Here is a 25,445-nt window from a genome sequence, read left to right on the forward strand (position 1 = left end):
TCCGTGACCTGCGGAGCAGCCCCTGTCGGTCACATACATCCGAGGAATGCGTTGTCAGCGCGCCGAACTGCCCCTACAGTCACGGTGCGCCATTCCTCCGATGAATGAACGTGTCACTCCATGGCAAGGGAGCATCCCCAGTGAAACTGCTACGCGTCGGCGCCCCGGGAGAGGAGCGGCCCGCCGTCCGCACCGACGACGGCCGGCTGCTGGACCTGTCCTCCGTGACCCCCGACATCGACGGCGCCTTCCTCGCCTCCGGGGGAGTCGACCGGGCCCGCGCGGCGGTCGCGGCGGGCGGACTGCCCGTGCTCGGCACCGGGGACCTGCGCGTCGGCGCCCCCCTCGCCCGCCCCGGCAAGATCGTCTGCGTCGGGCTGAACTACCGCGACCACGCCGCCGAGACCGGCGCCGCGATCCCGCCCCGCCCCGTGGTCTTCATGAAGGACCCGGGCACGGTCGTCGGCCCGTACGACGAGGTGCTGATCCCGCGCGGCTCCGGGAAGACCGACTGGGAGGTCGAGCTGGGCGTCGTCGTCGGACGGCGGGCCCGCTACCTGGAGGGCCCCGAGGAGGCGGCCGCGGTGATCGCCGGATACGTGGTCAGCCACGACGTCTCCGAGCGCGAGTTCCAGCTGGAGCACTCCTCGCAGTGGGACCTCGGCAAGTCCTGCGAGACCTTCAACCCGATGGGCCCGTGGCTGGTCACCGCCGACGAGGCCGGCGACCCGCAGGACCTCGGGCTGCGCCTGAGCGTCAACGGCGTCAAGCGGCAGGACGGGCACACCCGCGACATGATCTTCCCGGTCCACGAGATCGTGGCCTATCTCAGCCGGCACATGGTCCTGGAGCCCGGCGACGTGATCAACACCGGTACGCCCGCCGGTGTCGCCCTCGGCCTGCCCGGCACCCCCTACCTCCGCCCCGGTGACACCGTCGAGCTGGAGATCGACGGGCTCGGAAGCCAGCGCCAGACCCTCGGCCAAGCGTGAAAGGCACCCCCGTGACTGCAACCCCCGCCCGGATCACCGCGGTCGACACCTACGACATCCGGTTCCCCACCTCGCGGGAACTGGACGGCTCCGATGCCATGAACCCGGACCCCGACTACTCCGCCGCCTACGTCGTCCTGCGCACGGACGCCGGGGACGGCCTCGAAGGGCACGGCTTCACCTTCACCATCGGGCGCGGCAACGACGTCCAGGTCGCCGCCATCGGGGCCCTGCGGGCCCATGTCGTCGGCCGCTCGGTCGAGGAGCTGTGCGCCGACCCAGGCTCGGTCAACCGCGACCTGATCGGCGACAGTCAGCTGCGCTGGCTCGGCCCCGAGAAGGGCGTGATGCACATGGCCGTCGGTGCCGTCGTCAACGCGGTGTGGGACCTGGCCGCCAAGCGCGCCGGCCGGCCCCTGTGGCAGCTGCTCGCCCACGCCGAGCCCGAGTGGCTGGTCGCCCAGATCGACTTCCGCTACATCGCCGACGCCCTCACCCCCGAGGAGGCCGTGGACATGCTCCGGCGGGGCCGTACGGGGCTCGCCGAGCGCGAGAGCCGGCTGCTGGAGCGCGGCTACCCCGGCTACACCACCTCCCCGGGCTGGCTCGGCTACTCCGACGAGAAGCTGACCCGGCTGGCCGAGCAGGCCGTCGCCGACGGCTTCACCCAGATCAAGCTGAAGGTCGGCGCCGACCTCGACGACGACGTCCGCCGGATGCGCACCGCCCGCGCCGCCGTCGGCGACGGCGTACGCATCGCCATCGACGCCAACCAGCGGTGGAACATCGGCGAGGCCGTCGAGTGGACCCGGGCGCTCGCCGAGTTCGACCCGTACTGGATCGAGGAACCCACCAGCCCCGACGACATCCTCGGTCACGCCGCCGTCCGCCGGGGGGTCGCCCCCGTGAAGGTCGCGACCGGCGAACACGTCCAGAACCGCATCGTCTTCAAGCAGCTCCTCCAGGCCGGCGCCCTCGACGTCCTCCAGATCGACGCGGCCCGCGTCGGCGGCGTCAACGAGAACCTGGCGATCCTGCTGCTCGCCGCGAAGTTCGGCGTCCCCGTCTGCCCGCACGCCGGGGGCGTGGGCCTGTGCGAACTGGTCCAGCACCTGTCGATGTTCGACTACCTGGCCCTGTCCGGCACCACCGACGACCGGGTCATCGAGTACGTCGACCACCTCCACGAGCACTTCACCGCACCCGTGGTGATGCGCGAGGGCCACTACGTCGCCCCCCTGACCCCCGGATTCTCCGCCACCATGCATCCCGCGTCGATCGCCCAATACCGTTACCCCGACGGCACGTTCTGGGCCGCCGACCTCGCCGGACGAGAGGAAGTCGCATGACCGGGCAGACGGACGCACCGACCGGGCAGACGGACGCACCGACCGGACCGACGGCCGGACCCACCGGGCCGAGAGGGGAACTGGCGGGACTCAGGGCGATCGTCACCGGAGGCGCGTCCGGCATCGGGCTCGCCACCGCCCGGCTGCTGGCCGCCCGGGGCGCCGCCGTCGCCGTGTTCGACCTCGACCCCGCCGGGGCACCGGCCCCCCTGCTCGGACTGAAGGCCGACGTCACCGACGACACCTCCGTACGGGTCGCCGTCGCCGACGCCGTCCGGCGGCTCGGCGGTCTCGACGTCCTCGTCAACAACGCGGGCATCGGCGCCATCGGCACCATCGAGGACAACCCCGACGAACAGTGGCACCGCGTCCTGGACGTCAACGTCCTCGGTATCGTCCGCACCAGCCGCGCCGCCCTGCCCCACCTGCGGGAATCGTCCCACGCGGCCATCGTCAACACCTGCTCCATCGGCGCCACCGCCGGCCTGCCGCAACGCGCCCTCTACTGCGCGAGCAAGGGAGCCGTGCTCTCCCTCACCCTAGCCATGGCCGCCGACCACGTCCGCGAGGGCATCCGCGTCAACTGCGTCAACCCCGGTACCGCCGACACCCCCTGGGTCGGCCGCCTCCTCGACGCCGCCGACGACCCCGAGGCCGAGCGCGCCGCCCTCAACGCACGCCAGCCCCTGGGCCGTCTGGTCACCGCCGACGAGGTCGCCGCGGCCATCGTCTACCTGGCGAGCCCCGCCGCGGCCTCCGTCACCGGCACCGCCCTGGCCGTCGACGGCGGCATGCAGGGTCTGCGGCTGCGCCCGGTGGGCTCATGAGAACCCGCGCCCTCGGCCGCACCGCCGTCCGTGTCACCGAGCTGGCGTACGGCGCCGCCGGCATCGGCAACCTCTTCCGGCCCGTCACCGACGAGGAGGCCGCCGCCGCGGTCGACGCCGCCTGGGACGCCGGGATCCGCACCTTCGACACGGCACCCCACTACGGCCTCGGCCTCTCCGAACGGCGCCTGGGCGCCGCCCTGCGCGAGCGCCCCCGGGACGGCTACACCGTCTCCACCAAGGTCGGACGTCTGCTGGTGCCCGCCGAGGACGGCGGCCCGGCCGACGACCTGGCCCACGGCTTCGCCGTCCCCGCGACCCTGCGCCGTGTCTGGGACTTCAGCGCCGACGGTGTCCGCCGCTCCCTCGAAGCCAGTCTGGAGCGCCTCGGCCTCGACCGGGTGGACGTCGTCCTCCTCCACGACCCCGACGACCACGCCGACCAGGCTCTCGACGAGGCCTACCCGGCCCTCGAACAACTGCGCGGCGAAGGTGTCGTCGGAGCGATCGGCGTCGGCATGAACCAGACCGCCCTTCCGGCCCGCTTCCTCCGCGAGACCGACATCGATGTCGTCCTCCTCGCCGGCCGCTACACCCTTCTGGAACAGGAGGGCCTCACCGAACTGCTCCCCGAGGCCGCCGCCCGAGGCCGGAGCGTCCTCGTCGGAGGCGTCTTCAACTCCGGCCTGCTCACCGACCCGAGGCCGGGCGCCACCTACGACTACGCCCCCGCCCCGGAGAGTGTGCTCCAGCGGGCCCTGCGCCTGAAGGAGGTCACCGAACGCCACGGCGTGCCGCTGCGGGCCGCCGCCCTCCGCTTCCCCCTCGGCCACCCGGCGGTCGCCGGCGTCCTCACCGGCGCCCGCTCCTCCGACGAGGTCCGCGACACCGTACGGCAGTGCCGGCACCCCGTGCCGGACGCCCTCTGGGACGAACTGCGCGCGGCCCGCCTCATCGCCCCGGACGCCCCCGTACCCGCCGAAACGCCTGCCGAGGAGAAGGAGCCGTCGTGAGGGTCGCCCTGCACACCAAGGTCCGCGCCGACCGCGTCGAGGAGTACGAGGCGGCCCACCGCGAGGTCCCCGAGGAGCTGACCACCGCGATCCGCGTCGCCGGGGTGAGCGAGTGGACGATCTGGCGCAGCGGTAGTGACCTCTTCCACCTGTTGGAGGTCGAGGACTACGCGGCGATGATCGCCGAGCTGGAGCGGCTCCCGGTCAACATCGCCTGGCAGGCCCGTATGGCGGACCTCCTCGACGTCGTCCACGACTACTCGGCGGAGGGATCCGGTGCGGGACTGCCCGTGGTGTGGGAGCTGTGACACCGGCCGGCACACCCGCCCCGCCCACCGGGATCGTCGACGCCCACCACCATGTGTGGGACCTCTCCGTCCGCGACCAGGACTGGATCACCGGACCCGAACTCGCGCCGCTGCGCCGCGACTTCACCCTCCGTGACCTGGAACCGCAGGCGCGCGCGGCCGGGGTCACCGCCACCGTGCTGGTGCAGACGGTGACCGTGCCGGAGGAGACCCCCGAGTTCCTGGCACTGGCCGCGGGCAGCGACCTGGTGGCCGGGGTCGTCGGCTGGACCGACCTCACCTCCGCCGAGGCCGGCGCCGCCCTCGCCGGGCTGCGTGAACGGCCGGGCGGGGAGCACCTCGTGGGCATCCGCCACCAGGTGCAGGGCGAACCCGATCCCCGCTGGCTGGTACGCCCGGACGTGCTGCGGGGCCTGGCCGCCGTCGCGGACGCGGGACTGGTCTACGACCTCCTGGTCAGGCCCCACCAGCTGCCGGCCGCGGTGGAGGCGGCGGCCCGCCTCCCGCACCTCACCTTCGTCCTGGACCACGCGGCGAAGCCGCCCGTCGCCTCCGGTGAACTGCGGCCGTGGGCGGGGGAGATACGACGCCTGGCCGCCCTCCCCAACACCGTCTGCAAACTCTCCGGCCTGGTCACGGAGGCGGACTGGAGCAACTGGTCCGTCGCCGGGCTCCGCCCGTACGCCGACACCCTGCTCGACGCCTTCGGCCCGCAGCGGCTGATGTTCGGCTCCGACTGGCCCGTCTGCCGGCTGGCCTCGGACTACCGCGAAGTCCTCGCCACGGCCGAGGAGTTGCTGTCCGGACTCGGCCCGGCGGAACACCGGGAGGTCTTCGCGGGCACCGCCGTCCGCGTCTACGGCCTGCGGACCTGAGCCAGGGCCGCCAGCCCTTCGGGGGTGCGCGGTCCGGCCGCGTCGTCGGCCAGCAGGCCCTGCTCGCGCAGCAGTCCGGCGACGGCGATGCCCCAGGGCAGCCGCAGCCCGGCCTGCCGGAGGAGGTCCGTGCGGGCCAGCATCTCGGCCACCGGGCCCGTACGCGCCCCGGACGGGGTGAGCAGGGCCGCGTCGTCGGCCCAGCGCAGGGCGAGGTCGACGTCATGCGTGGCCATGACCACGGTGGTGCCGGACCGGCGCAGTCCGTCCAGGGTGGCGAGCAGGCGTTCCTGCCCGTCGGGGTCGAGTCCGGCCGTCGGCTCGTCGAGGATCAGGACCCGGGGCCGCATGGCGACCGCGCCCGCGATGGCGGTCCGTTTGCGCTGGCCGTAGGAGAGCAGATGCGTGGGCCGGTCGGCCAGCGCGCCGATGCCGAGCGCGCCGAGCGCCTCGTCCACCCGGGCCCGCACCTCGGTGTCGGACAGCCCGAGGTTCAGCGGGCCGAACGAGACGTCCTGCGCGACGGACGCCGCGAACAGCTGGTCGTCCGGGTCCTGGACGACCAGCTGGACCGTCGTCCGCAGCCGGGTCAGCCCTTTGCGGTCGTACGTCACCGGCCGCCCCTCGACCGCGAGTTCGCCGGTGCGGGGCCGCAGTCCACCGCTGAGCAGCCGCATCAGTGTCGTCTTGCCGCTGCCGTTGCGGCCCAGCAGGGCGAGCGCGCGCCCCTCGCACACCTCGAAGTCGAGGCCGTCGAGCACGACCGGGCCGTCCTCGTAGGCGAAGGAGGCGCCCCGCAGGGTGACCAGCACGGGGTCGTTCATGTCAGCGGCCTTTCCAGGACGAAGGTGAGGACGGCGAGGGCGGCGAGCAGCGCGACGCCGGCGCCGATGAAGCGGGCGGAGATCCGGGCCTCGGGCACCAGGACGCGCAGAGTGCCGTCGTATCCGCGCCCGGCGAGGCCGGTCTGCAGCCGGGCCGCCCGGTCGAAGGCGCGCACGAACGCGGTGGCGCCGAGACCGGCGAGCGAACGCCAGGTCGCGGCCCGTGTGGTGTGCCCGAGCCGGGCCGCCTGCGCCTCCCGGATCCGGCGCACGGAGTCCAGCAGGAGGAAGCTCATCCGGTACGTGACCAGCGCGACGTCCACCACCGGCGCGGGCACTCCCGCCCTCACCAGCCGCGGCAGCAGGTCCGACATGGGCGTGGTGAAGGCGAACAGCAGTACGCCGAGGGAGGCGGCCGAGGTGCGCAGCAGGAGTTCCCCGGCGCGGACCGGACCGCCGTCGGCCAGGGTGACGAACCCCTCGGGCCCGCCGACCTGGACGAGCAGCGGCAGCGCGCCGGTCACGCAGAAGCCCAGCGGCACCCGGTAGGCACGCCACAGCCGGCGGCCGGGTACGCCCGCCGGGCCCAGCAGCACGACGAGCGCGGCCGACAGCACCAGGGCCGCGCCGGGCCAGGGCGGCAGGGAGATCGCGAGCACGGTGAGGCCGAGCCCGAGCACGGCCTTGTCCACGGGATGGCGGTGGCGCCAGCGGCTGCTGTGCGCCGCCGCGTCGATCGGCAGCACGAGGGTCAGACCCGCCCGATGGGGGTGTTCCCCCCGGCCGGACCGCCGGCCGCGCGCTCCTCGCCGGTCGCCTCCGCCCCAGTCCCCGCCCCCGGCGCCGCAACCGGGCCGGTGTCCGCCCCGTCCAGCTGCGCCCGGGCCCGTGCCTCGCCCTGCCGCCGGCCCCGGTGGAGACCGAAGTAGTAGGCGAGGACGCCCGCGCCGAGCGCGGCCTGCAGGGAGAAGAGAGCGGACTCGATCTCACCGGACGGTGGCTCGTACAGCGGGGAGAACCAGGGCCGGTAGTCCGGCTCGATCTCCGTGATCGCGGTCTCCGCCTCGCCGTCGGCGCCCGTGAAGGGCTCCTTCTTGTGGTCGCCGAGGCCGAGGGCCAGCGGCAGGACGGCGAGCGCGGCCACGACGAGCAGCAGCAGGAGGTTGATCTTCGTGTTCCGGTTCACCGGGCCACCGCCTTCGTCTCGGTCTCGCTCCCGGCACTGTCCCGGCCGCCCGTCAGGAGCACGCCGAGCCGGGTCAGTTCGCCCTTGCTCGACTGCACCAGCAGGCGCATCACCAGCACGGTGAGAAGACCCTCGCTGACCGCGAGCGGGATCTGCGTGACGGCGAAGATGGAACCGAACTTGCCGAGCGCGCCCAGGAAACCGCTGCTCGGGTCCGGGAAGGCGAGCGCCAGCTGCACGCTGGTGACGCAGTACGTCACCAGGTCGGCGACGAACGCGCCGAAGAACACCGTGACCATCAGCGGCACGTCGAACCGCCGCAGCAGCCGGTAGACGGCGTAGCCCGCCCAGGGGCCGGCGATCGCCATCGAGAAGACGTTGGCGCCGAGCGTGGTCAGGCCGCCGTGCGCGAGCAGCAGCGCCTGGAAGAGCAGGGTGATGGTGCCCAGCACGGCCATGATCGGCGGCCGGAACAGGATGGCGCCCAGTCCGGTGCCGGTGGGGTGGGAGCAACTTCCGGTGACCGACGGCAGTTTCAGCGCGGACAGGACGAAGGTGAAGGCACCGGAGGCGCCGAGCAGCAGGGTGCTCTCGGGATGCTCCCTGACCTCACGGGAGAGAGCCCGGACTCCGTGGACGACGAACGGCGCGGACGCGACACCCCAGGCGATCGCGTGCGCCGGAGGAAGGAAACCCTCGGCTATGTGCATGGCTCAGCAGACCCTCTCCAGCACCTCGTGGATGGTTGACGCGCCTTGGCCGGTCTCCTGGCTGACGGGTACCACCGCCCGTGCTCCGCCTTCCCGGGTCACAAGACCCAGTGGCTGTCCGTGAGGACTGGAGCCGGACTTCCCGATCACAGTGGCGAGGGCCGCACCGGCATCACACCGGATTTCCCGTTCACCAAGGCGTGGTGACAGTAGTGCCCAGATAAGGGCGCTGACAAGCGGAGACGGGGGGCGCGCGGGCGCCGTGCAACAGCTCACACCCCCGCGCACGCCCCACCGGCCCCACACCGCACACGAGCCATCTCGCCCCGTCGTCCTTGCCCGACGCCGGGTCGGTGGTCCTCCAGACCTGACCGAAACCTGACACGAGCTTTACTGCAACCTGCTTGCAGCTAACAGCCTGTCGCATGAGTCTGAGGGGGCTCGACACCACCGGCGCGGCACCGGGCCGCCCCCGAGAGAAGGCCCACGCCCCATGGCTCCCCCCACCGACGCCGTCCCTCCGGTCACGACCGACCGGGGCGCTCTCTCCCGGCGCCGCATACGTGCCGCGATGACGCGCCGGGAGTGGGCGAACCTCGGCGGGATGGCGGGCTTCGTCCTGGCGCTGCACGTCATCGGCTGGTTTACGCTGGTCGTGCTCGTCGCTCCCGAGCACTACAGCGTCGGCGGAAAGGCGTTCGGCATCGGCATGGGCGTCACCGCCTACACCCTGGGCATGCGCCACGCCTTCGACGCCGACCACATCGCCGCCATCGACAACACCACCCGCAAGCTGATGGGGGAGGGGCAGCGCCCGCTGTCGGTCGGCTTCTGGTTCTCCCTCGGGCACTCCTCCGTCGTCCTCGCCCTCACCTTCCTGCTCACCGTCGGAGTCAAGGCACTCGCGGACCCCGTGCGCGACGACGGCTCCGGGCTGCACGACGTCGCCGGCTGGATCGGCACCACCGTGTCGGGGACGTTCCTGTACGTCATCGCGGTCGTCAACCTGGTGGTCCTGGTGGGCATCTGGAAGGTGTTCCGGCAGATGCGCTCGGGCTCCTTCGACGAGGCGGCACTGGAGGAGCGGCTGAACAGCCGGGGTTTCATGAACCGCCTCCTGGGGCGCCTGATGAAGTCGATCACCAGCCCCTGGCAGATGTACCCGCTGGGTTTCCTCTTCGGCCTGGGCTTCGACACGGCGACCGAGGTCGCGCTCCTGGTGCTGGCCGGCTCGGGCGCCGCCTCCGGGCTGCCCTGGTACGCGATCCTGTGCCTGCCCGTCCTGTTCGCGGCCGGCATGTCGCTCCTCGACACGATCGACGGCACGTTCATGAACTTCGCCTACGGCTGGGCGTTCTCCCAGCCGGTACGGAAGGTCTACTACAACCTCACCGTCACCGGTCTCTCGGTCGCCGTGGCCCTCGTCATCGGCACCGTCGAACTGCTCGGGCTCGTCGCCGACAAGGCGGGTCTGCACGGCCCGTTCTGGGACGGGATCGCCGGCCTCGACCTCAACGCGGTCGGCTACGTCGTCGTCGGCCTGTTCCTCGTCACCTGGGCGGTCGCCCTGTCGGTGTGGCGGTTCGCACGGATCGAGGAGAAGTGGGCGACGGGCCGCACACCGGCTCCCGACGCGCCGGCCTCATGACTCGACCGCACATCGGCTCCCGACGCGCCCGCCCCATGACCCGATCACGCCCGGCGGCCCGGGGCGGTGCCCGTGCGACCCGTATCGGTCTCGATCCGTGGGCAGCACCTGGGTTGCCGATGACGGTCACGCCATCATGAGCCCATGAACGGGCCACCCCCGCGTCTCCGCACCCCACCGTGGTACAGGGCCGACGCCTCGGCCTTCAACGTCGCGCTCGTCTACCCGATGCGCGGCCCCGCCGGCATCTTCGGCCCCGCCTGCGGGGCGTGCGCGCGGCTGGCCGCCGAGGAGGTCAACAAGGCCGGGGGAGTGCTGGGCAGGGAGCTGCGGCTGGTCGAGGTCGACGGCGGAGCCGAGCCCCGGCGGGTCGCCGAGGAGGTCGAGGCCCTGGTCGCCGCGGGCGTGGTGCAGGGCGTCACCGGCTGGCACATCTCCTCCGTACGGCAGGCGGTGGCCCCGCGGATCGCCCACCGGGTGCCCTACGTCTACACGGCCCTGTACGAGGGCGGGGAACGCACCGAGGGCGTCTACATGACGAGCGAGACGCCGTCCTGGCAACTGCTGCCCGCGATGCGGCTGCTCGCCGGGGCACGCGGGATCCGCCGCTGGTTCGTCGTCGGCAACGACTATGTCTGGCCCCGCCGCACCGCGCGGGCGGCCCGGCGCTACGCCCGCGCGTGCCGGGGCCGGGTCGGCGGTGAGGCGTATCTGCCGCTGGGCACCGGGGACTTCGAGGGCGTGCTGCGCCGTATCGAGCGGGCCGACGCCGACGGGGTCCTGATGCTCCTGGTCGGCAGCGACGCGGTCCGTTTCAACCGGGCCTTCGCCGCGGCCGGGCTGGACCGGCGGTGCCTGCGGCTGAGCACGCTGATGGACGAGAACATGCTGCTGGGCGGCGGCCCCGAGGACACCTTCGACCTGTACAGCGCCGCCGGTCACTTCGCCTCGCTCGCCGACCGGAACACCCTGGACTTCCTCGGGCAGTACACCGCCCGCTTCGGCCTGGAGGCACCGGTCCCGGGCAGTTTCGGCGAGTCCTGCTACGAGGGTGTCCTGTTGCTGGCCGCGCTGGCCGCACGGGCGGGCGCCACGGACGTGGCGGCGATCGGAGCGGTCGCCCACACGGTCACGTACGAGGGACCGCGCGGACTGCTGGGCCTGGACGGACGCCACGTCCGCCAGCGCATCTACCTCGCGCGGGCGGACGCGTACGACTTCACCGTCCTCGCCCGGCTGCGCGCTCCGCACGACCTGCGCTGATCCCGCCCCGGCCCTCGGCGCCCCCGCCCTCCTCCAGGGCGCGGGCCAGCCGGTCCAGCAGCATTCCGAGCTGTCTGTCGTCCTCGTCGTCGAGCGGCGGTTCCGTCCCGGTCCAGCCGGCGCGCACCTCATGGGCGAGCAGCTGCCACCGCTGCCGGCCGCGCTCCGTGAGATGGGCGAGGACGCGGCGCCGGTCGACGGGGTCGACGCGGCGGAACACCAGGTTCTGGTCGACGAGTTGGTCGATCAGCTTGGTCAGGCTCGGCGCCGCCAGGAAGGCGTGCTCGGCGAGGGCCGTCATGTGGTGACCGTGCCCGTCGGAGAGCAGGTCGAGGACGCGCCACGCCTCCACCGAACAGCCGTACCCGTCGAGCACGGACTGGACTCGGCGTACGGACAGGCGCTCCGCCCGGCTCAGCAGGTGGAGCAGTTCCTCGGGCCGCCTCGCCATGGCACTCCTCGACTCGCCTGCCGACGCCCCCGCGACGGCACTGCCGGAGCCTACCGCCGGGCACCCCACCGCTCGCGGGCAGGTCGTGGCGATCGTCGCCGTCCCCGGCCGCCGCGCTACCGGGCGTGCAGTCCGTCGGCGAGGTGTCCGTGGCTGTGCCGCCAGCCCGTCGGCACGCGCAGGGCACCCGCCAGGTGGGGATGGCCGAGAGGGAGATCCGCGTGGACATGGTCCGCCGGCGCGGGAGCCGCGGGCAGGCCGGCCGTCGACCGCGCCGACGGCCACAGGCGGACGGCCAGCACGGCCGCCGCCAGGGCGATCGCCCCCAGGGCGAACACCGCCCGGCCGAGCCCCGCCGCTCCCAGCCATCCGGCCAGCGGGTACGTCAGCAGCCAGCAGCCGTGCGAGAGGGAGAACTGCGCGGCGAACGCGGCCGTACGGTCCCCGGGCGCCACCGCGCGTCGTACCAGCCGCCCGGCCGGGGTGAGCACCGCCGAGGACGCGGCGCCGAACGCGGCCCACAGGAGCAGCAGGGCGGGCAGCCGCCACATCCCGTCCCGGGCGGCCGTGACGACGCCGAGTCCGGCGAAGACGACGGCCAGGGACAGCGCGCCCGGCAGCATCACCGCCCGGTCGGGAACCCTGTCCAGGACACGCGGCAGCACCAGGGCCACGGCCATCGACCCGGCACCGTACGCCCCGAGCGCCACCGCGACGGAGCCCGCCGACAGGCCCAGCACCTCGCGGACGTAGACCACCGAGTTGACCGTCACCATCGCACCGGCCGCCGCGACGGCGAGGTTCAGCGCGAGCAGGGCCCGCAGCGCGGGGACACCGAGGAAGAGGCGGGTGCCGGCGGTGGCCCTGGCGTACACGCCGTCCGCGCGGGGGTGGCCGGGGGCGGGCCGTTCGGGCAGCGCTGTCGAGAGCACCAGCGCGGCCGAGGCGAGGAAGCCGAGAACGGTGCCGGTGAACAGCCGGTCGTAGGTGACGACGGACAGCAGGGCTGCCGCGAGGACGGGGGAGAAGAGGCTCTCCAGGTCGTACGCGAGCCGGGACATCGACAGAGCCCGCGTGTAGTCCCGCTCCTCCGGCAGCACGTCGGGGATGACGGCCTGGAACGTGGGCGTGAACGCGGCCGAGGCGGACTGCAGCAGGAACACCAGCACGTACACCTGCCAGACCTCGCCGACGAACGGCAGGGACACGGCGATCGCGGCGCGCACCAGATCGGCCGTCACCATGAGCGCGCGGCGCGGCAGCCGGTCGGCGACCGCGCCGACGGCCGGGGCGATCACCACGTACGCCACCATCTTGATCGCCAGGGCCGTCCCGAGGACGGAACCGGCGTCGGTGCCCGCGAGATCGTAGGCCAGCAGTCCGAGGGCGACCGTCGCGAGCCCCGTGCCCACGAGAGCGACGACCTGGGCGGCGAACAGCCGCCGGTAGGCGCGATGACGCAGAACGGCGAGCATACGGACGGCTCCCCTCGGCGGGACGTCGAGCGGTCGGGTGTCGGTACGCACGAGTGTAGCCCTCATGTGCGCACGTGCGCACATGAGGATTGCTCCCGCAGGTGGCCCCCCGAGTCGTACGAGGAACGCCTACGCTGGGCCCATGCCAGAACGCCACGCCGTGTCATCTGCGTCCGGTGCGCATCTGCGGGCCCCCGACGGCGCGCGGCTCGCCGAGGCGACGGGCGTGTTCGCGATGCTCTCCGACGCCACCCGGCTCCATCTGCTGTGGCTGCTCGCCCAGGGCGAGTCGGACGTGGGCTCCCTGGCCGACCGCTGCGAGGCCTCCCGGACGGCGGTCAGCCAGCATCTGGCGAAGCTCCGGCTCGCCGGGCTGGTGGACACCCGCCGCGCGGGGCGTCACATCTACTACAGCCTTGCCGACGGCCATCTCAGGCGCCTGGTGGTGGAGGCCCTCAGCCACGCGGACCACCGGGTCAGCGGACAGGCGCCGCACGACTGACCACGGGGCGCCGACCGGGCCACCGGATCGTGGTCCCGGCCGCCGCCCGGATCACCTCGGGCCGGCCACCGGCACGATGGACTCCAGCGTCGGCACGACCTCCTCGATCGAGCCGTCCGCCGCGAACACCAGCCGGTCCAGGGTGGACTCCCGGCGCACGCCGTCACCGCGCGGGGTGCCGGGGCCCGGGACCGCGAACCGGTGGTAGCAGATGAACCAGTCGTCGGTGCCGGGGACGTTCACGACCGTGTGGTGGCCGGTGGCGAGGATCCCGTACTCCGGGCGCTTGCGCAGGATCACGCCGCGCTCGGTCCACGGGCCGAGCGGAGTGGGGCCGGTGGCGTAGGCGACGTGGTAGTCCTCGCTGCGGGTGTCGTCCTCCGACCACATGAAGTAGTAGACGCCCCGCCGCTTGACGACGAAGGCGCCCTCGCGGAAGCTCTCCGGGGTGAACCGCCGGACCCGCGCCGGGTCGAAGGACACCATGTCCTCGTTCAACGGGACGCCGTACGCCTCGCAGTTGCCCCAGTAGAGATACGACGTGCCGTCGTCGTCCCGGAAGACGGCCGGGTCGATCATCTGGCCCGCGTAGTCGTCGCGCCCGACGAGCGGCCGGTCCAGGGCGTCCCGGAAGGGGCCGGTCGGGCTGTCGGCGACGGCCACACCGATCTGCTGGTCGGCGCAGAAGTAGAAGTAGTACGACCCGTCGCGCTCCCCGGCGGCCGGCGCCCAGGCGTGGCGGTCCGCCCAGCTCACGTCCGACTCCAGATCGAGGACGACGCCGTGGTTCTCCCAGGTGACCAGGTCGTCGGAGGAGAACACCTCGAAGCGGGTGCCGCCCCAGCCCTCGAAGCCGTCCGTCGTCGGATAGACGTAGTAACGGCCGTGGAATTCCTGGATGTTGGGGTCGGCGTACAGGCCCGGCAGCAAGGGGCTGCGCATCGGCACCGCCTCGACCGTCCAGATGCGCGCGGTACCGTCGGCCGCGGTGACGGTGTACTCCCGCGGGGTACGGAAGTCGCGCGGGGTGCCGGGCGGCGGATCGATCCGGGAGCCCGCGGACAGGCTGAACTCCGGCGCGAGAGCGTCGAGTCCGGCCCCCGGATGCAGGGGCAGGACGACCCTGGAGCGGGCATGGTCGACGAGCGCGTACGCCTTCAGACCCTCCGGTACGTCGGCGTCGACGACGGACGCCGCCGGGGCGTACCCGGCGAGGAGGCGTTCGTACTCGGCCCGCGTCACCGGCAGTACCGAGCCGTGCCGTGCGCCGGGCGGCAACGCGAACTCCGTGCAGGGTGTCCACTCCCCGGAGCCCGGATCGGTGGTCTCGAAGGGCACGTAGCCGCGCCCGCTGAACTCGTCGACGAACAGGTACCACCTGCGGTCGTCCGTGTTGGAGCGGAAGACGATCGGTCCCTCGCCCTGCTCGACCGTCCCGTGCCCGATCCGGTCGGCCACGAAGTCGTACGAGGTGGCGCGCAGCTCCTTCGACTTCTCCACGGTGATGAACTTGCCGCCGGGCGCGGCGGGGGAGTTGCCGCGCTCGTCCTTGGTGAAGCGGTAGTAGGTGCCGTCGTGGCGGACGACGGTCGAGTCGATCACCGAGTGGCCGGGGTCGTTCCACAGCCGGGGTTCGCTGAAGACACGGAAGTCGCGGGTGGTCGCGTACAGCATCCGGTTGTGGGTGTCGGCGCTGTGGTCCGGGTCGTCCGGCGCGTACAGCCTCGACGCCCAGAAGACGACGAACTCGCCCCGCTCCGGGTCGTGAACGGCCTCGGGCGCCCAGACGTTGCCGGCGGTGTCCGGGGCGACGCGCACCCGTCGACGGTCGGTCCAGTGCACCAGATCGGTGCTCTCCCAGACCATGAGGGAGGTGCTCCCGGTGCGCTGCACCCGGTCCCAGTCGCCGTCCGGCTCCCCGTGCATCCTGAGGTCGGTGGCGATCAGGTAGAAGCGGTCACCCTCCGGGGCGCGCACGAGGAAGGGATCGCGCAGCCCGCCCGTGCCGAGGTCCGAAGTGAGCACCGGCGCCCCGCCGTTCAGCTCGCGCCAGCGCAGTGGGTCGTTCCCCCGGCTGAGCGCGAACCGGATCCGCTCACCGTCCGGTCTGCCCTCGCCGGTGAAGTAGACGAAGACGTATCCGGCGTACTCCTGCAAGCCGACCTCCAGAGCTGCGACCTTTTGAGACTTCCTGTGCGGAAGCTCCGTCGAAGAGTGTTGCTATCTGTGTCCGGCGGCGTCAATCGGCTCAAGGTCCGGGGACGGCATCGAAAAGTTTCGGCGCGGCGGTACGCTCCCGCGCGTCAGCCCTCCAGCCGGCGGATCCGTTCCGCGTCGCAGGTGCGCGGGCAGGTGGAGCACGCCTCGGCCGGGCGGATCGTGTAGTAGAGGCAGCAGCCCAGGCGGGTGCGGGTCGGGTGTTCGCGGCCGTCACCGGTGCGCAGCAGGCGGAAGTCTGCGCCACCGGGGAAGGGGGCGTGCGCGCCGGGCAGGACCGTGGAGGCGGCCCGGACACCGGCGGCCTCGTCGCCGCGTGCCCGGCCGAGGTACCACAGCCCGGAGACCAGGTCGTCCGAGACCAGACCCCACAGGGCCCGCGAGCCCCGGCGGACGAACGGGCCGAACGCCTCCAGCACCGGGGCCATGTGGTCCGCGACGGCGGCCCTCAACTCCGCGCGCAGCGCCTCCTGGTGGGCGACGGCGCGAGCGCCGGGCAGGGCCGCGGCCGGGTCGTCCGGCAGGCAGACGAGGCCGGAGCCGGGCCGGATCTCGAAGGCGCCGGTCGCGAGGTCGATCCGGAGGTCGGCGGGGGCGACGCGGGGCACCCTCTGTTCCAGGTACCAGACCCCGCTCATCAGCAGGGCGGCTGACCAGGCGTAGTCGTGCAGGGCGCGGGAAGCGGCGACATGGCGGGGCGCGCGGTGGTCGTGGCGGTCCCGGATGCGGGCGGCCTCCGCCTCGACGAAGGCTTCCACGCTGTCCTGACCGTCCATCAGGTTGATGGTGCGCACGCCGACTTCGGGCGTCCGCCGGTCCGAGGAGGGCGCCGGCCGGTAGCCCGGCCGGCCGGGCCGGGCCACGCGTACGGACAGGGCGTCGCAGATCGCGTCCAGGCGGCGGTAGGCGGCGGCCAGGAGTTCCGGGACGTGGGTGGCGGTGTCGGCCCGGGCGTCCTCCAGGTGAACCACGGTCATCCGTCACTCCAGAGCGTGAAGAGGTTTTGCAGTCGGGGTAGGTGAGGCTTACCTTATCCACAAGATCGCCCAGTGATGACCAGGCTCCACCCCGAGCCACCGGCGTACGGCTTCCCGGGCGGTGACTCCCGCGGTTCGCGGGGCGGGCCCCACCACGAGACCGGCCCGCCCCGCCGCCCCCGACCCGTCAGCGGAAGTAGTGCACCACCCCATGCGTCTGTACCTGCTCGCCCTCAACCCCACCGACTCCGTCACCGAGGGCTTCCTGCCCGCCGCGGCCCGGCTCGGCCTGCACGTCACCGTCCTCACCGACCGGCCCGACGACCATCGCGCCGCGTACCCCGGAGCCGAGATCCTGGCGTGCGACGTACGCGACCACCGTGCCGTCGTCACCCGGATCTCCACCCACCACCGGCCCGACGCGGTCTTCACCAACAGCGACCACCTCCAGACCCAGGCCGCCCTCGCCGCCCACTACTTCGGACTGCCCGGCAAGGACTGGCGGGCCGCCCTGCGCACCAAGGACAAGGGCGAGATGCGCCGCCGGCTGGCCGCCGCCGGCGTGGACACCGTCTGGTCCGCCGAGATCCGCGACCCGGCAGACCTCACCGGCCCCCGCGTCGCCGACGCCCCCTACCCCTGTGTCGTCAAGCCCCGCGAGGGCGTCGCCAGCGAGGACGTCGTCCTCGTGACCGACGCCGGGGACCTGGTGGCCCGCGGCAAGGAGATCCTGGCCCGGCGCCCGGGCGCCGCCCTCGTCGTCGAGGAGTACCTGCCGGGCGAGCTGTACACCCTGGAGACCCTCGGCGACGCCCGCGTCCGGCACGTCCTCGGCGGCTTCCACACCGAGCTGTCCCCGCCGCCGTACTTCGTCGAGCGGCGGATGGCCTTCGTCCCGGCCCACCCCGAACCGGTCCTCGCACAGATCCTCGCCCAACTGGACGCCCTCGGGGTCGGGTTCGGGGCCTGTCACACCGAGTTCGTGGTCCACGACGGCCGGGCCCGCGTCATCGAGGTCAACTACCGTGCCATCGGCGACCGCTGCGACCTGCTGCTCGCCCGGCTGCTCGGCCTCCCCCTCTTCGAGTACATCCTCCGCACCCACCTCGGCGAGCCGCTGCCCGCCGGCCTGGGCGCCCGACGCGGTGCCGCGGCCCGTCTGGAGTACCCCTGCGCCGACCGGGCCGGAACCCTGGTCGCCGGCCCCTCCGCCACCGAACTCCACGTCGACGGCGTCGACCTGACGTACCGTCCGCTCCGCGCGATCGGTGAGCACCACGCGCTGTACCGGACGAACCGCGACTACCTCGGCGTCCTCACCGCCACCGCCACCGCTGCCTCGAACGCGACCGGCGCCGGTCAGCAGGCCGTCGACCGGGTGGCGGCGGACTTCCTCGCCGCCCAGCGCTGGGAGATCCGGCCGTGACCACCGACGCCCGCCCCGTGGCCGCCGCCGGCACCACCACGCACGCCTCGCCCGCCACCACGGATGCCGCGCCCGCGAACACCGTCGAAGCCGGCCTCCTCACCCGCGTGCTCGGTGCCCTGCTCCGCGAGGACGTCGTCGGCCTGCGCTCCCGCGGTACCCTCGTCCACCGCGCCGACGGCCCCTGGCTGCGCCTGCCCGCCGTGGACGACGCCCTCCTGCTGCCCGTCACCGAGGACGGCTTCCAGTCCCCGTACGCCGCCCGGGAACCCCTGCTGCTCCGGGAGTCGGACGGCACCCGCCTCGGCACCTGCGAGGCCGTCCTCGCCGCCCTGCGCTCCCTCGCCGAGCCCGTCGACCGCGCCGGCTTCGACGCGTTCGCCGAGGAGTGCCGCCAGACCCTCGCGACCATGCTGCTGCACGAGGAGACGGAGGAGGAGACCGCCGCCGGACTCGTCGACCTGTACGGGGCCGACCCCGCCGACTGGACCGGACCGCGCGCCGGACTCGCGTTCGACACCCTCGCCGCACGCCTCGACCACCCGGTCTACCCGACCGCGCGCGGCCGCGCGGGCCTGGACGGCGAGCAACTGCGCCGCTGTGCACCGGAGTTCCACCCGGGCTTTCCCCTCCGCTGGCTCGCCCTGCCCCGGGAGGCCGTCACCGTGTCCGGGGCCCTCCCGGACGGCTGGCCCACCCCCTCCGGGCTCGGCCTCGCAGACCTCGACCGCACGCATCTCACCCTGCCCGTGCACCCGTTGACCGCCGGCGCACCTCTCGACGCGGCCCTGCGCGAGGCGGGACTCGCCGACCACGCCGTCCTCGCGGACCGGCCGTACCTCACGGTCGTGCCCACCCTGTCCATGCGTACGGTCGCACCGGCCGCCGCCCCCGGGCTGCACCTCAAACTGCCCCTGGCGACCGCCACCCTGGGGCTGCGCAACAAGCGGTCCGTCAAGCCCGGGACCCTCGCCGACGGTGCCGCCGGACAGCGCCTCCTGGCGGCGGTCCTCGACCGCGAACCCCGCTTCCGTGGCCGGATCCTGCACGCCGACGAGTCGGTGTACGCGCACGCCGGACACGAACTCCTCGCCGTCCTGTGCCGCCGCCTCCCGGCGGACCTCGACGACTCGCTCGTCGTCCCCCTGGCCGCCCTGCTGGCCCCGGCACCCGGCGGGCGACTGGTCCTGGACCACCTCGCCGACCGGTTCCACAGGGGTGACCCGATCGCGTTGCTCGACGCCGTGCTGACCCTGCTGTTCGACTGGCAGACCACGCTCTTCGGGTACGGGATCGCCCTGGAGTCGCATCAGCAGAACGTCTCCCTGGTCCTCGGCCCGGACTCCGGCGCGCTGCGTCTGCTGCTGAAGGACAACGACGGACCGCGCGTCGACCCCGCCCGCCTGGCCGCCGCCCTCGGCACCCACGAAGGGGAGGGCGACGGCGGCTGGGGCTTCGAGGACGCCCGCACCTTCACCACCGACGACCGCGCGCTGACCGACGTCTTCACCACCATCACCGTCCATCTGTGCGCCGGGTCCTACGCGTTCGGCCTCGCCCGTCACGGCCGCGCCCCGCTGCCCGAGTTGCTGCGCCTCGTACGGGACCGGCTCACCGAGGCCGTCGACCGCCTCGGCGGTGACGCGGCGGCCGTTCTGCGTGCCCATGTGCTGCACGCCGCCGAGCTGCCGGTGAAGGCGATGGTGACCGCCGGGACCCTGCTGAGCAAGGAGAGGACCGGCGCCGCCGACATCAACAAGCACTACACCACCGGCCCCAACTACCTGCTCCGGCACGGTGTTCCGGGATGACTTCGAGGCCGGCGCGGCCGCCGGCCCTTCCTTCGCGTCCGACCCGCCCCCACGACCGCGTACCCGCTGGAGCCGCCGCATGCCCCCGCTCACCGACTCGCCCGGCACCACCCGCCTCCCCGCCGCCGGCGACGCCGTCGCCCACACCCTGCTGAACTGCCTGCTGCGCGAGGTGTCCGGCCCCGAACACCAGACCGCCGTCAGCGACGGCCACCTGCTGCTGCGTCTGCCCCGCCGCGGACTCCTGCTGCGGGTCGCGCTGCGCCGCACGTCCCTGCTGGGCGCCCACCGTTTCACCGGCCCCGTCCACGAGCGGTCGGGCACCGGCTGGACACCGCTCGACTGGCGCCGCCTCGCCGTGTACACGCACGACGAGCTGACCCTGCGCACCGGCGTCAGCAACCCCGAGTTCCTGCACCAGGTCGACTCCAGCCACCGCACCCTCGCCACCACGCTCACCAGCCGCGAGGCCGCCGCGCACGCCCCGCACGGGCGCCCGGACTATCTCGTCTCCGAGCGGTCCCTGCTGTTCGGCCACCGCTTCCACCCCACCCCGAAGGCCCGCACCGGCGACGCGGAGTCCTGGCGGTCGTACGCCCCCGAGGACGGTGCCTCCTTCCCGCTGCGCCGCCTCGCTGTCCGCGACCACCTGATCGCCGAGGAGACCGCCGAGGCCGGGGCGACCGCCGTACTCGACCGGGAGTCCGGCGGCGTCCCCGACGGCTATCGCGTGCTGCCCGCCCACCCCTGGCAGTACGAGATGCTGCGCGGACACCGGCTGCTGCGCGAGGCGCTGGGCCGCGGCGACATCCTCGACCTGGGGCCCGGAGACCGGGAGTACGCGGCCACCGCCTCCGTCCGCACCCTCTTCGACGGTGACGCCTTCCTGAAGTTCAGCCTCAACGTCCGGATCACCAACTGCCTTCGCAAGAACGCCAGTTACGAACTCTCCGGCGCCGTCGCCCTCACCCGCGTCCTCGCCCCGGTCCTCACCGACCTGGAGAGCCGCTTCCCCGGCAGCGCGGTACTGCGCGAGCCCGCCTACCGCAGCCTCGCCGTCCCCGGCCCCGACGGCACCCCCGACCGGGCCCTCCTCGAAGGCTTCGGGGTGATCGTCCGCGAGGGCCTGTCCCGGCGGCTGCTGCCCGGCACCACCCCGCTGCTCGCGGCCGCCGTCGCCGACGAGTACCCGACCAGTGCCGCCCACCTGTCCCGCCTTCTCGACGGCGCGGGTCCCCGGGCGGCCCTGACCTGGTGGAAGGAGTACCTGCGCCTCCTCCTGCCGCCGGTCCTCGCCGCCTACTTCGACCACGGGCTCGTCCTCGAACCCCACCTCCAGAACGTCCTCGTCTGCGTCGACCCCGACGGCATGCCCGCCCAGGTCCTCTTCCGCGACCTGGAGGGCGCCAAGCTCCTGCCCGGCCACCACGCCGACGCCCTCGCCGCCCTGCCGCCCGAGGTCGCCGGACCGATGTCCTACGACGCCCGGCGCGGCTGGGACCGCGTCGTGTACTGCCTCCTCGTCAACCACGTCGCCGAACTGCTCGCCGTCCTCGCCGACCTGCACCCCGGGACCGAGCACGACCTGTGGGCGGCGGTCCGCGCGACCCTCCGGGCCCACGCCGACGAGGCCGGCTGCCCGCCCCTGCTGGCCGACCTCCTCGCCGGAGCCCCGCTCCCCGCCAAGACCAATCTGCTCACCCGCTGGGAACGCAGGGCCGACCGCGAGGCCGGCTACGTCCGCCTGCCCTCCCCGCTCGCCGAGGACGTCCTGCGCCGGAGCACCCGGTGAACCAGATGCACCCGGTGAACCAGATGCACCCGGTGAACCAGATGCACCCGGTGAACCAGAAGCATTCGATGAACGAGGAGCCGTCGATGACCCTGCCCACCCCCGCCGTACGCGACCGCGCCCTCTCCCTGCCGTCCACCCGGCTTCCCGCCTACGTGTACGACATGACGGCCCTGCGCGACCACGCCGCACGGGTGCGGGCAGCCCTCCCGGAACGGGTCGAGCTGTACTACGCGGCCAAGGCCAACCCCGAGCCGGAGATCCTGGCCGCGCTCGGCCCGTACGTCGACGGCTACGAGGTGGCCTCCGGCGGTGAACTCGCCCATGTGGCGCAGGCCGTCCCCGGCAGACCGCTGGCCTTCGGCGGGCCCGGCAAGACCCCCGACGAGATCCGGGACGCCCTGGAGCGGGGCGTCGCGCGCTTCCACGTCGAGAGCGAGCACGAGCTGCGGATGCTCGGCGAACTGGCCCGGCGTGCGGCACCGGCCCGGCCCGTCGGGGTGCTCCTGCGCTTCAACCTCGCGGTGGCCGACGGCTCACTGGCGGGCAGTGCGCTCGCGATGGGAGGACGTCCCGCCCCGTTCGGCCTGGACCCCGGCCGGGCCGCGGACGTGCTGCGCCCCCTCACCGACGGCACCCATCCGCACCTGGAACCGCTCGGCGTCCACGCCCACCTGGCGAGCGGGCTCGACGCCCCCTCCCTGCTCTCCGTCGCCCGTTCGGTCGTGGACTGGGCGACGGCCCTGGACATGCCGGTGCGCGAGGTGAACGTCGGCGGCGGGATGGCCGTGGACTACACCCGCCCCGAGAGCCGCTTCGCCTGGCAGGAGTACGGCGCGGGCCTCGCCCGGCTCACCGACGCGCACCCGGACCTGACCCTGCGCATCGAGCCGGGCCGGGCGCTGACCGCGTACTGCGGCTGGTACGCCACCGAGGTGCTGGACGTGAAGCGCAGCCACGGCGAGGAGTTCGCCGTGGTCCGGGGCGGCACCCACCACTTGCGCACCCCCGCCACCAAGGGGCACGACCAGCCGTGCTCGGTCCTGGCGGTGGAGCGGTGGCCGCACCCGTGGCCGCGTCCGTCGGCCGAGGGGGAGCGCGTCACCCTCGCCGGGCAGTTGTGCACACCGAAGGACGTCCTCGCGCGTCACGTGCGCGCGCCGGGGCTGCGGGCGGGTGACAGAGTCGCCTTCGCGCTCGCGGGCGCCTACGCCTGGAACATCTCGCACCACGACTTCCTCATGCATCCGCACCCCGGGTTCCACATCGTCGACTGATCCTCGCCGGCTCCGGCACGGAACCCGACCGCCCGCCCCGCCCCTCTGAGGGGGTGTGACCGTTGACAGGCGGGCAGGCCGGGCGCAGACTCATGCGCACAAGAGAGTGAAGTGAATTTCACCTGACGAACAAAGTCGGTGCCCCGGGACGGGACGCGGCCCGTCTTCCACGACGAGGAGTACTCCATGCACACCACTGTCGGCATCATCGGCGGCGGCCCGGCGGGGCTGCTGCTGGCCCGTCTGCTGCACAACGCGGGAATCGACAGTGTGGTTCTGGAACGCAAGGACCGGGCCTACGTCGAGCAGCGCCAGCGCGCCGGAATCCTGGAGCAGGCCACCGTCGACGTGCTGCGCTCGGCCGGCGCGGGGGCGCGGCTGGACGCCGAGGGCATCCCCCACGACGGCATCGAACTGCGCTACGACGGCCGCGCCCACCGCGTCGACTTCCCCGGGCTGACCGGCGGACGCCGGGTGTGGGTCTACGCCCAGACCGAGGTCGTCAAGGACCTCATCGCCCTCCAGCTCACCGGCGGCGGCCCGCTGCTGTTCGAGGCCGAGGTGCACGCCGTGGAGGGGGCCGACACGGACCGGCCGTCGATCCGGTACACCCACGAGGGCCGCGAACAGACCCTGACCTGTGACTACGTGGTCGGCTGCGACGGTTTCCACGGCGTGGCCCGCGACGCCGTTCCGGACGGAGTGCGCACGACGTACGAGCGGACGTACCCCTACTCCTGGCTGGGCATCCTCGCCGACGCCCCGCCCGTCTACGACGAGCTGATCTACGCCCATTCCGAGCGCGGCTTCGCGCTGGCCAGCATGCGGTCGCCGTCCGTGAGCCGCCTCTACCTCCAGGTCCCCAACGGCACCGACCCGGGCGACTGGTCCGACGAGCGGATCTGGGACGAGCTGGACGCCCGCCTCGCGCTCACCGCGAACCCCGGCTGGCGGCTCAAGCGCGGGCCCGTCACCTCCAAGGCCGTCCTCCCGATGCGCAGCCACGTCACCGAGCCGATGCGCTACGGCCGGGTCTTCCTGGCCGGCGACGCGGCGCACATCGTGCCGCCCACCGGCGCCAAGGGGCTCAACCTCGCGGCGACCGACGTCATCGTGCTCGCCCGCGCCTTCGCCCGGCTCAGGGAGACCGGGTCCACCGAGCTGCTGGACGCCTACTCGGACACCTGTCTGCGCCGGGTCTGGCGGGCCGAGCACTTCTCGTACTTCATGACCACGACCCTCCACGCGGACCCGGACCAGTCACCGTTCGAGACGAGGCTCCAGCTCGCCCAGCTCGACCGGGTCGCCACCTCGCGTCACGCAGCGGCCGAACTCGCGGAGAACTACACGGGGCTGTCGCTGGGGACCGGCTCCTGACCGGGCTGCCGGCCCGGATCCCCCGACGGGGCCGGTGACCGGCGGGGACGACATCGAGGGGTGGGCGTCGAACGGAAATCCGTTCGACGCCCACCCCTCGATGCCTTCGGTCGTGCCCGACGCACTCGGCGCCGCTGTGGGCCGGGTGGCCCCGGCGTCAGTGCGCGCCCAGGCCGCCGCTGCCGAAGCCGCCGCTGCTCTTTCCGCTCCAGCGCGGCCGCTTCTTGTCCTCGCTCGGCCGGGTCCCCTGGTTGCCGTGCACCTCGTACGGGGTCAGCCGGCGGTCGCTCTGCGGGATCTCGTCCGGTTCACGGTTCAGCTGCTCCTCGCGGACGGGGCCGCTCTCGGGGAGCCGGGGCTGCTCGTCGGGGCGGGGCCGGCGCGGCTCACGAGCGCGTACGCGGGCGCCCAGCCACAGGGCGCCGATGAGCATGGCGACCACCACGAGGCCTGCCACGAACGGGGCGGCACCGGCCAGGACGCTTCGTTCTGCGGCTATATCGGTCCATTCCATGTTCATAAGGGATGAATACCCCCAATGTGTCGAGTGAACCGGCCCGCTTCGACCGGCTCGTGCCCGGGTGCCCGGTCCGGACCTCCTGAAACGGAACCCCTCGAACCGCCTGCCGGGCGGATCCCGGAGGCCCGTGTTTGGCGGGAGGGGCACCGGCTACCCGCCCGGGGTGACCACGACGACGACATCCCAGCAGGAACTCATCAAATTCCTGGAAGACCGCTTCGCCTGTGCGCAGGCGTGCACCGAGTGCGCGCGGGAGTGCGCCCTGCGGGCGAGCCTGGTCGACCCCGACGGCCCCGAGGCCGAGGAGAAGACGCGCCGCAAGGGCATCATGTGCGCGGAGGTGTGCGACGCCACGTGCAGGGCGCTCTCCGAGGAGGCCAACCTCGACGAGGCGGCCATCCGCCTCCAGGTGGAGTGGTGCCGCACCGTCGCCCTGGAGTGCGCGCGCGCCTTCGACGCATCCTCCGGTGCCCAGGACGGTGCCGAGGCGTGCCGCGCGTGCGCCCGGGCCTGCACGGACTTCCTGGCCACCCTCCGCTGAGCCCAGGGCGCCGGAAAAGGCCCCCGCTCCCGCTGTTCCCAATTACTGGAACACGTTCTAGCGTGTGCGCCGTCAGGTCCGCCC

The 25,445-nt window shown here is 73.3% G+C and carries 24 protein-coding genes and 1 riboswitch; of the genes, 15 read left to right on the forward strand and 9 right to left on the reverse strand.

The features are described 5' to 3' along the window. Nucleotides 1–140: 140 nt before the first annotated feature. Genes SCAB_RS40315 through SCAB_RS40340 form a run of 6 tightly spaced genes read left to right on the forward strand, consistent with a single transcriptional unit; the run spans nucleotide 141 to nucleotide 5,364 of the window. Nucleotides 141–992, forward strand: coding sequence for a fumarylacetoacetate hydrolase family protein (locus SCAB_RS40315; RefSeq protein WP_013005816.1), 852 nt, complete (start codon nucleotides 141–143; stop codon nucleotides 990–992). Nucleotides 993–1,003: 11 nt separating this feature from the next. After that, nucleotides 1,004–2,341 carry an L-fuconate dehydratase gene (locus tag SCAB_RS40320; protein ID WP_013005817.1) on the forward strand — a complete coding sequence of 446 codons (1,338 nt, stop codon included), beginning with the start codon at nucleotides 1,004–1,006 and terminating at the stop codon, nucleotides 2,339–2,341. Beyond that, entirely contained in the window at nucleotides 2,338–3,168 is an 831-nt protein-coding gene (locus SCAB_RS40325) for an SDR family NAD(P)-dependent oxidoreductase (RefSeq protein ID WP_013005818.1), read from the forward strand. Before SCAB_RS40320 ends, SCAB_RS40325 begins: the two co-directional genes overlap by 4 nt. Next, the gene (locus tag SCAB_RS40330) at nucleotides 3,165–4,181 is read left to right on the forward strand and encodes an aldo/keto reductase (protein ID WP_013005819.1); all 1,017 of its coding nucleotides are present in this window, start codon (nucleotides 3,165–3,167) and stop codon (nucleotides 4,179–4,181) included. Before SCAB_RS40325 ends, SCAB_RS40330 begins: the two co-directional genes overlap by 4 nt. Continuing rightward, a complete protein-coding gene (locus tag SCAB_RS40335) occupies nucleotides 4,178–4,489 on the forward strand; it encodes an L-rhamnose mutarotase (RefSeq protein ID WP_013005820.1) in 312 nt (103 codons plus the stop codon). The genes SCAB_RS40330 and SCAB_RS40335 overlap by 4 nt, the downstream gene beginning before the upstream one ends. Further along, entirely contained in the window at nucleotides 4,486–5,364 is an 879-nt protein-coding gene (locus SCAB_RS40340; RefSeq protein WP_013005821.1) for an amidohydrolase family protein, read from the forward strand. The genes SCAB_RS40335 and SCAB_RS40340 overlap by 4 nt, the downstream gene beginning before the upstream one ends. Here SCAB_RS40340 and SCAB_RS40345 read toward each other — a convergent pair. Genes SCAB_RS40345 through SCAB_RS40360 form a run of 4 tightly spaced genes read right to left on the reverse strand, consistent with a single transcriptional unit; the run spans nucleotide 5,346 to nucleotide 8,084 of the window. Beyond that, nucleotides 5,346–6,188, reverse strand: coding sequence for an energy-coupling factor ABC transporter ATP-binding protein (locus SCAB_RS40345; RefSeq protein ID WP_013005822.1), 843 nt, complete (start codon nucleotides 6,186–6,188; stop codon nucleotides 5,346–5,348). The two genes, SCAB_RS40340 and SCAB_RS40345, sit on opposite strands and share 19 nt — an antisense overlap. After that, nucleotides 6,185–6,934 (reverse strand): cobalt ECF transporter T component CbiQ, encoded by a 750-nt coding sequence (cbiQ, locus tag SCAB_RS40350; RefSeq protein WP_013005823.1) that lies wholly within the window; start codon nucleotides 6,932–6,934, stop codon nucleotides 6,185–6,187. Before cbiQ ends, SCAB_RS40345 begins: the two co-directional genes overlap by 4 nt. A gap of 5 nt (nucleotides 6,935–6,939) precedes the next feature. Continuing rightward, on the reverse strand, nucleotides 6,940–7,374 hold the full coding sequence (locus SCAB_RS47910; RefSeq protein ID WP_013005824.1) for an energy-coupling factor ABC transporter substrate-binding protein: 435 nt from the start codon (nucleotides 7,372–7,374) through the stop codon (nucleotides 6,940–6,942). Continuing rightward, nucleotides 7,371–8,084, reverse strand: a complete 714-nt coding sequence (locus tag SCAB_RS40360) for an energy-coupling factor ABC transporter permease (RefSeq protein WP_013005825.1) — start codon at nucleotides 8,082–8,084, stop codon at nucleotides 7,371–7,373. Before SCAB_RS40360 ends, SCAB_RS47910 begins: the two co-directional genes overlap by 4 nt. Before the next feature lie 30 nt (nucleotides 8,085–8,114). Further along, nucleotides 8,115–8,297: riboswitch (cobalamin riboswitch) on the reverse strand. Between the two features lie 358 nt (nucleotides 8,298–8,655). On the opposite strand from SCAB_RS40360, the gene nicT reads away from it, so the two are divergent. Next, a complete protein-coding gene (gene nicT, locus SCAB_RS40365) occupies nucleotides 8,656–9,732 on the forward strand; it encodes a Nickel transporter NicT (protein WP_013005826.1) in 1,077 nt (358 codons plus the stop codon). A gap of 144 nt (nucleotides 9,733–9,876) precedes the next feature. Beyond that, nucleotides 9,877–10,995 carry a substrate-binding domain-containing protein gene (locus SCAB_RS40370; RefSeq protein WP_013005827.1) on the forward strand — a complete coding sequence of 373 codons (1,119 nt, stop codon included), beginning with the start codon at nucleotides 9,877–9,879 and terminating at the stop codon, nucleotides 10,993–10,995. Here the strand turns inward: SCAB_RS40370 and SCAB_RS40375 are convergent. Together SCAB_RS40375 and SCAB_RS40380 are read right to left on the reverse strand one after the other, a co-directional pair. Continuing rightward, nucleotides 10,952–11,446 carry a MarR family winged helix-turn-helix transcriptional regulator gene (locus SCAB_RS40375; RefSeq protein WP_013005828.1) on the reverse strand — a complete coding sequence of 165 codons (495 nt, stop codon included), beginning with the start codon at nucleotides 11,444–11,446 and terminating at the stop codon, nucleotides 10,952–10,954. The genes SCAB_RS40370 and SCAB_RS40375 overlap by 44 nt on opposite strands. A 116-nt stretch (nucleotides 11,447–11,562) precedes the next feature. Beyond that, nucleotides 11,563–12,921 (reverse strand): MFS transporter, encoded by a 1,359-nt coding sequence (locus SCAB_RS40380; protein WP_013005829.1) that lies wholly within the window; start codon nucleotides 12,919–12,921, stop codon nucleotides 11,563–11,565. A 142-nt stretch (nucleotides 12,922–13,063) separates the two neighbouring features. Between SCAB_RS40380 and SCAB_RS40385 the strand changes: the two genes are divergently transcribed. Continuing rightward, a complete protein-coding gene (locus SCAB_RS40385; RefSeq protein WP_037728719.1) occupies nucleotides 13,064–13,423 on the forward strand; it encodes an ArsR/SmtB family transcription factor in 360 nt (119 codons plus the stop codon). 51 nt (nucleotides 13,424–13,474) lie between these two features. Here the strand turns inward: SCAB_RS40385 and SCAB_RS40390 are convergent, their stop codons facing one another. Together SCAB_RS40390 and SCAB_RS40395 are read right to left on the reverse strand one after the other, a co-directional pair. Beyond that, nucleotides 13,475–15,580, reverse strand: a complete 2,106-nt coding sequence (locus SCAB_RS40390) for a family 43 glycosylhydrolase (RefSeq protein WP_013005831.1) — start codon at nucleotides 15,578–15,580, stop codon at nucleotides 13,475–13,477. Nucleotides 15,581–15,726: 146 nt separating this feature from the next. Then, complete coding sequence (locus SCAB_RS40395) at nucleotides 15,727–16,617, reverse strand: (2Fe-2S)-binding protein (protein ID WP_013005832.1); 891 nt, start codon at nucleotides 16,615–16,617, stop codon at nucleotides 15,727–15,729. Nucleotides 16,618–16,828: 211 nt separating this feature from the next. Here SCAB_RS40395 and SCAB_RS40400 point away from each other — a divergent pair, with 211 nt between their 5' ends. From SCAB_RS40400 to SCAB_RS40420, 5 genes are all read left to right on the forward strand, one after another. Continuing rightward, nucleotides 16,829–18,043, forward strand: a complete 1,215-nt coding sequence (locus SCAB_RS40400; RefSeq protein ID WP_041670173.1) for an ATP-grasp domain-containing protein — start codon at nucleotides 16,829–16,831, stop codon at nucleotides 18,041–18,043. Beyond that, nucleotides 18,040–19,854 carry an IucA/IucC family protein gene (locus SCAB_RS40405; RefSeq protein ID WP_013005834.1) on the forward strand — a complete coding sequence of 605 codons (1,815 nt, stop codon included), beginning with the start codon at nucleotides 18,040–18,042 and terminating at the stop codon, nucleotides 19,852–19,854. Before SCAB_RS40400 ends, SCAB_RS40405 begins: the two co-directional genes overlap by 4 nt. A 79-nt stretch (nucleotides 19,855–19,933) precedes the next feature. Beyond that, nucleotides 19,934–21,646, forward strand: coding sequence for an IucA/IucC family protein (locus SCAB_RS40410; protein WP_037728723.1), 1,713 nt, complete (start codon nucleotides 19,934–19,936; stop codon nucleotides 21,644–21,646). A gap of 68 nt (nucleotides 21,647–21,714) precedes the next feature. Beyond that, complete coding sequence (locus tag SCAB_RS40415; RefSeq protein ID WP_037729236.1) at nucleotides 21,715–22,923, forward strand: type III PLP-dependent enzyme; 1,209 nt, start codon at nucleotides 21,715–21,717, stop codon at nucleotides 22,921–22,923. A 186-nt stretch (nucleotides 22,924–23,109) separates the two neighbouring features. Further along, nucleotides 23,110–24,300, forward strand: coding sequence for a 4-hydroxybenzoate 3-monooxygenase (locus SCAB_RS40420; RefSeq protein WP_037729238.1), 1,191 nt, complete (start codon nucleotides 23,110–23,112; stop codon nucleotides 24,298–24,300). 157 nt (nucleotides 24,301–24,457) lie between these two features. Here SCAB_RS40420 and SCAB_RS40425 read toward each other — a convergent pair whose 3' ends face one another. Continuing rightward, nucleotides 24,458–24,820, reverse strand: coding sequence for a DUF6479 family protein (locus SCAB_RS40425; protein ID WP_013005838.1), 363 nt, complete (start codon nucleotides 24,818–24,820; stop codon nucleotides 24,458–24,460). A 163-nt stretch (nucleotides 24,821–24,983) separates the two neighbouring features. On the opposite strand from SCAB_RS40425, the gene SCAB_RS40430 reads away from it, so the two are divergent. Then, nucleotides 24,984–25,361 carry a ferredoxin gene (locus SCAB_RS40430; protein ID WP_037729239.1) on the forward strand — a complete coding sequence of 126 codons (378 nt, stop codon included), beginning with the start codon at nucleotides 24,984–24,986 and terminating at the stop codon, nucleotides 25,359–25,361. Nucleotides 25,362–25,445: the final 84 nt, after the last annotated feature.

This window comes from Streptomyces scabiei 87.22, assembly GCF_000091305.1.
Lineage (GTDB): Bacteria > Actinomycetota > Actinomycetes > Streptomycetales > Streptomycetaceae > Streptomyces > Streptomyces scabiei.

Bases quoted from the DNA above. Each gene is read 5' to 3' on its own strand.
- SCAB_RS40325 (WP_013005818.1), top strand. From the start codon at position 2,338: ATGACCGGGCAGACGGACGCACCGACCGGGCAGACGGACGCACCGACC.
- SCAB_RS40330 (WP_013005819.1), top strand. From the start codon at position 3,165: ATGAGAACCCGCGCCCTCGGCCGCACCGCCGTCCGTGTCACCGAGCTG.
- SCAB_RS40345 (WP_013005822.1), bottom strand. From the start codon at position 6,188: ATGAACGACCCCGTGCTGGTCACCCTGCGGGGCGCCTCCTTCGCCTAC.
- SCAB_RS40360 (WP_013005825.1), bottom strand. From the start codon at position 8,084: ATGCACATAGCCGAGGGTTTCCTTCCTCCGGCGCACGCGATCGCCTGG.
- nicT (WP_013005826.1), top strand. From the start codon at position 8,656: ATGACGCGCCGGGAGTGGGCGAACCTCGGCGGGATGGCGGGCTTCGTC.
- SCAB_RS40370 (WP_013005827.1), top strand. From the start codon at position 9,877: ATGAACGGGCCACCCCCGCGTCTCCGCACCCCACCGTGGTACAGGGCC.
- SCAB_RS40375 (WP_013005828.1), bottom strand. From the start codon at position 11,446: ATGGCGAGGCGGCCCGAGGAACTGCTCCACCTGCTGAGCCGGGCGGAG.
- SCAB_RS40380 (WP_013005829.1), bottom strand. From the start codon at position 12,921: ATGCTCGCCGTTCTGCGTCATCGCGCCTACCGGCGGCTGTTCGCCGCC.
- SCAB_RS40385 (WP_037728719.1), top strand. From the start codon at position 13,064: ATGCCAGAACGCCACGCCGTGTCATCTGCGTCCGGTGCGCATCTGCGG.
- SCAB_RS40395 (WP_013005832.1), bottom strand. From the start codon at position 16,617: ATGACCGTGGTTCACCTGGAGGACGCCCGGGCCGACACCGCCACCCAC.
- SCAB_RS40400 (WP_041670173.1), top strand. From the start codon at position 16,829: ATGCGTCTGTACCTGCTCGCCCTCAACCCCACCGACTCCGTCACCGAG.
- SCAB_RS40410 (WP_037728723.1), top strand. From the start codon at position 19,934: ATGCCCCCGCTCACCGACTCGCCCGGCACCACCCGCCTCCCCGCCGCC.
- SCAB_RS40415 (WP_037729236.1), top strand. From the start codon at position 21,715: ATGAACGAGGAGCCGTCGATGACCCTGCCCACCCCCGCCGTACGCGAC.
- SCAB_RS40420 (WP_037729238.1), top strand. From the start codon at position 23,110: ATGCACACCACTGTCGGCATCATCGGCGGCGGCCCGGCGGGGCTGCTG.
- SCAB_RS40425 (WP_013005838.1), bottom strand. From the start codon at position 24,820: ATGAACATGGAATGGACCGATATAGCCGCAGAACGAAGCGTCCTGGCC.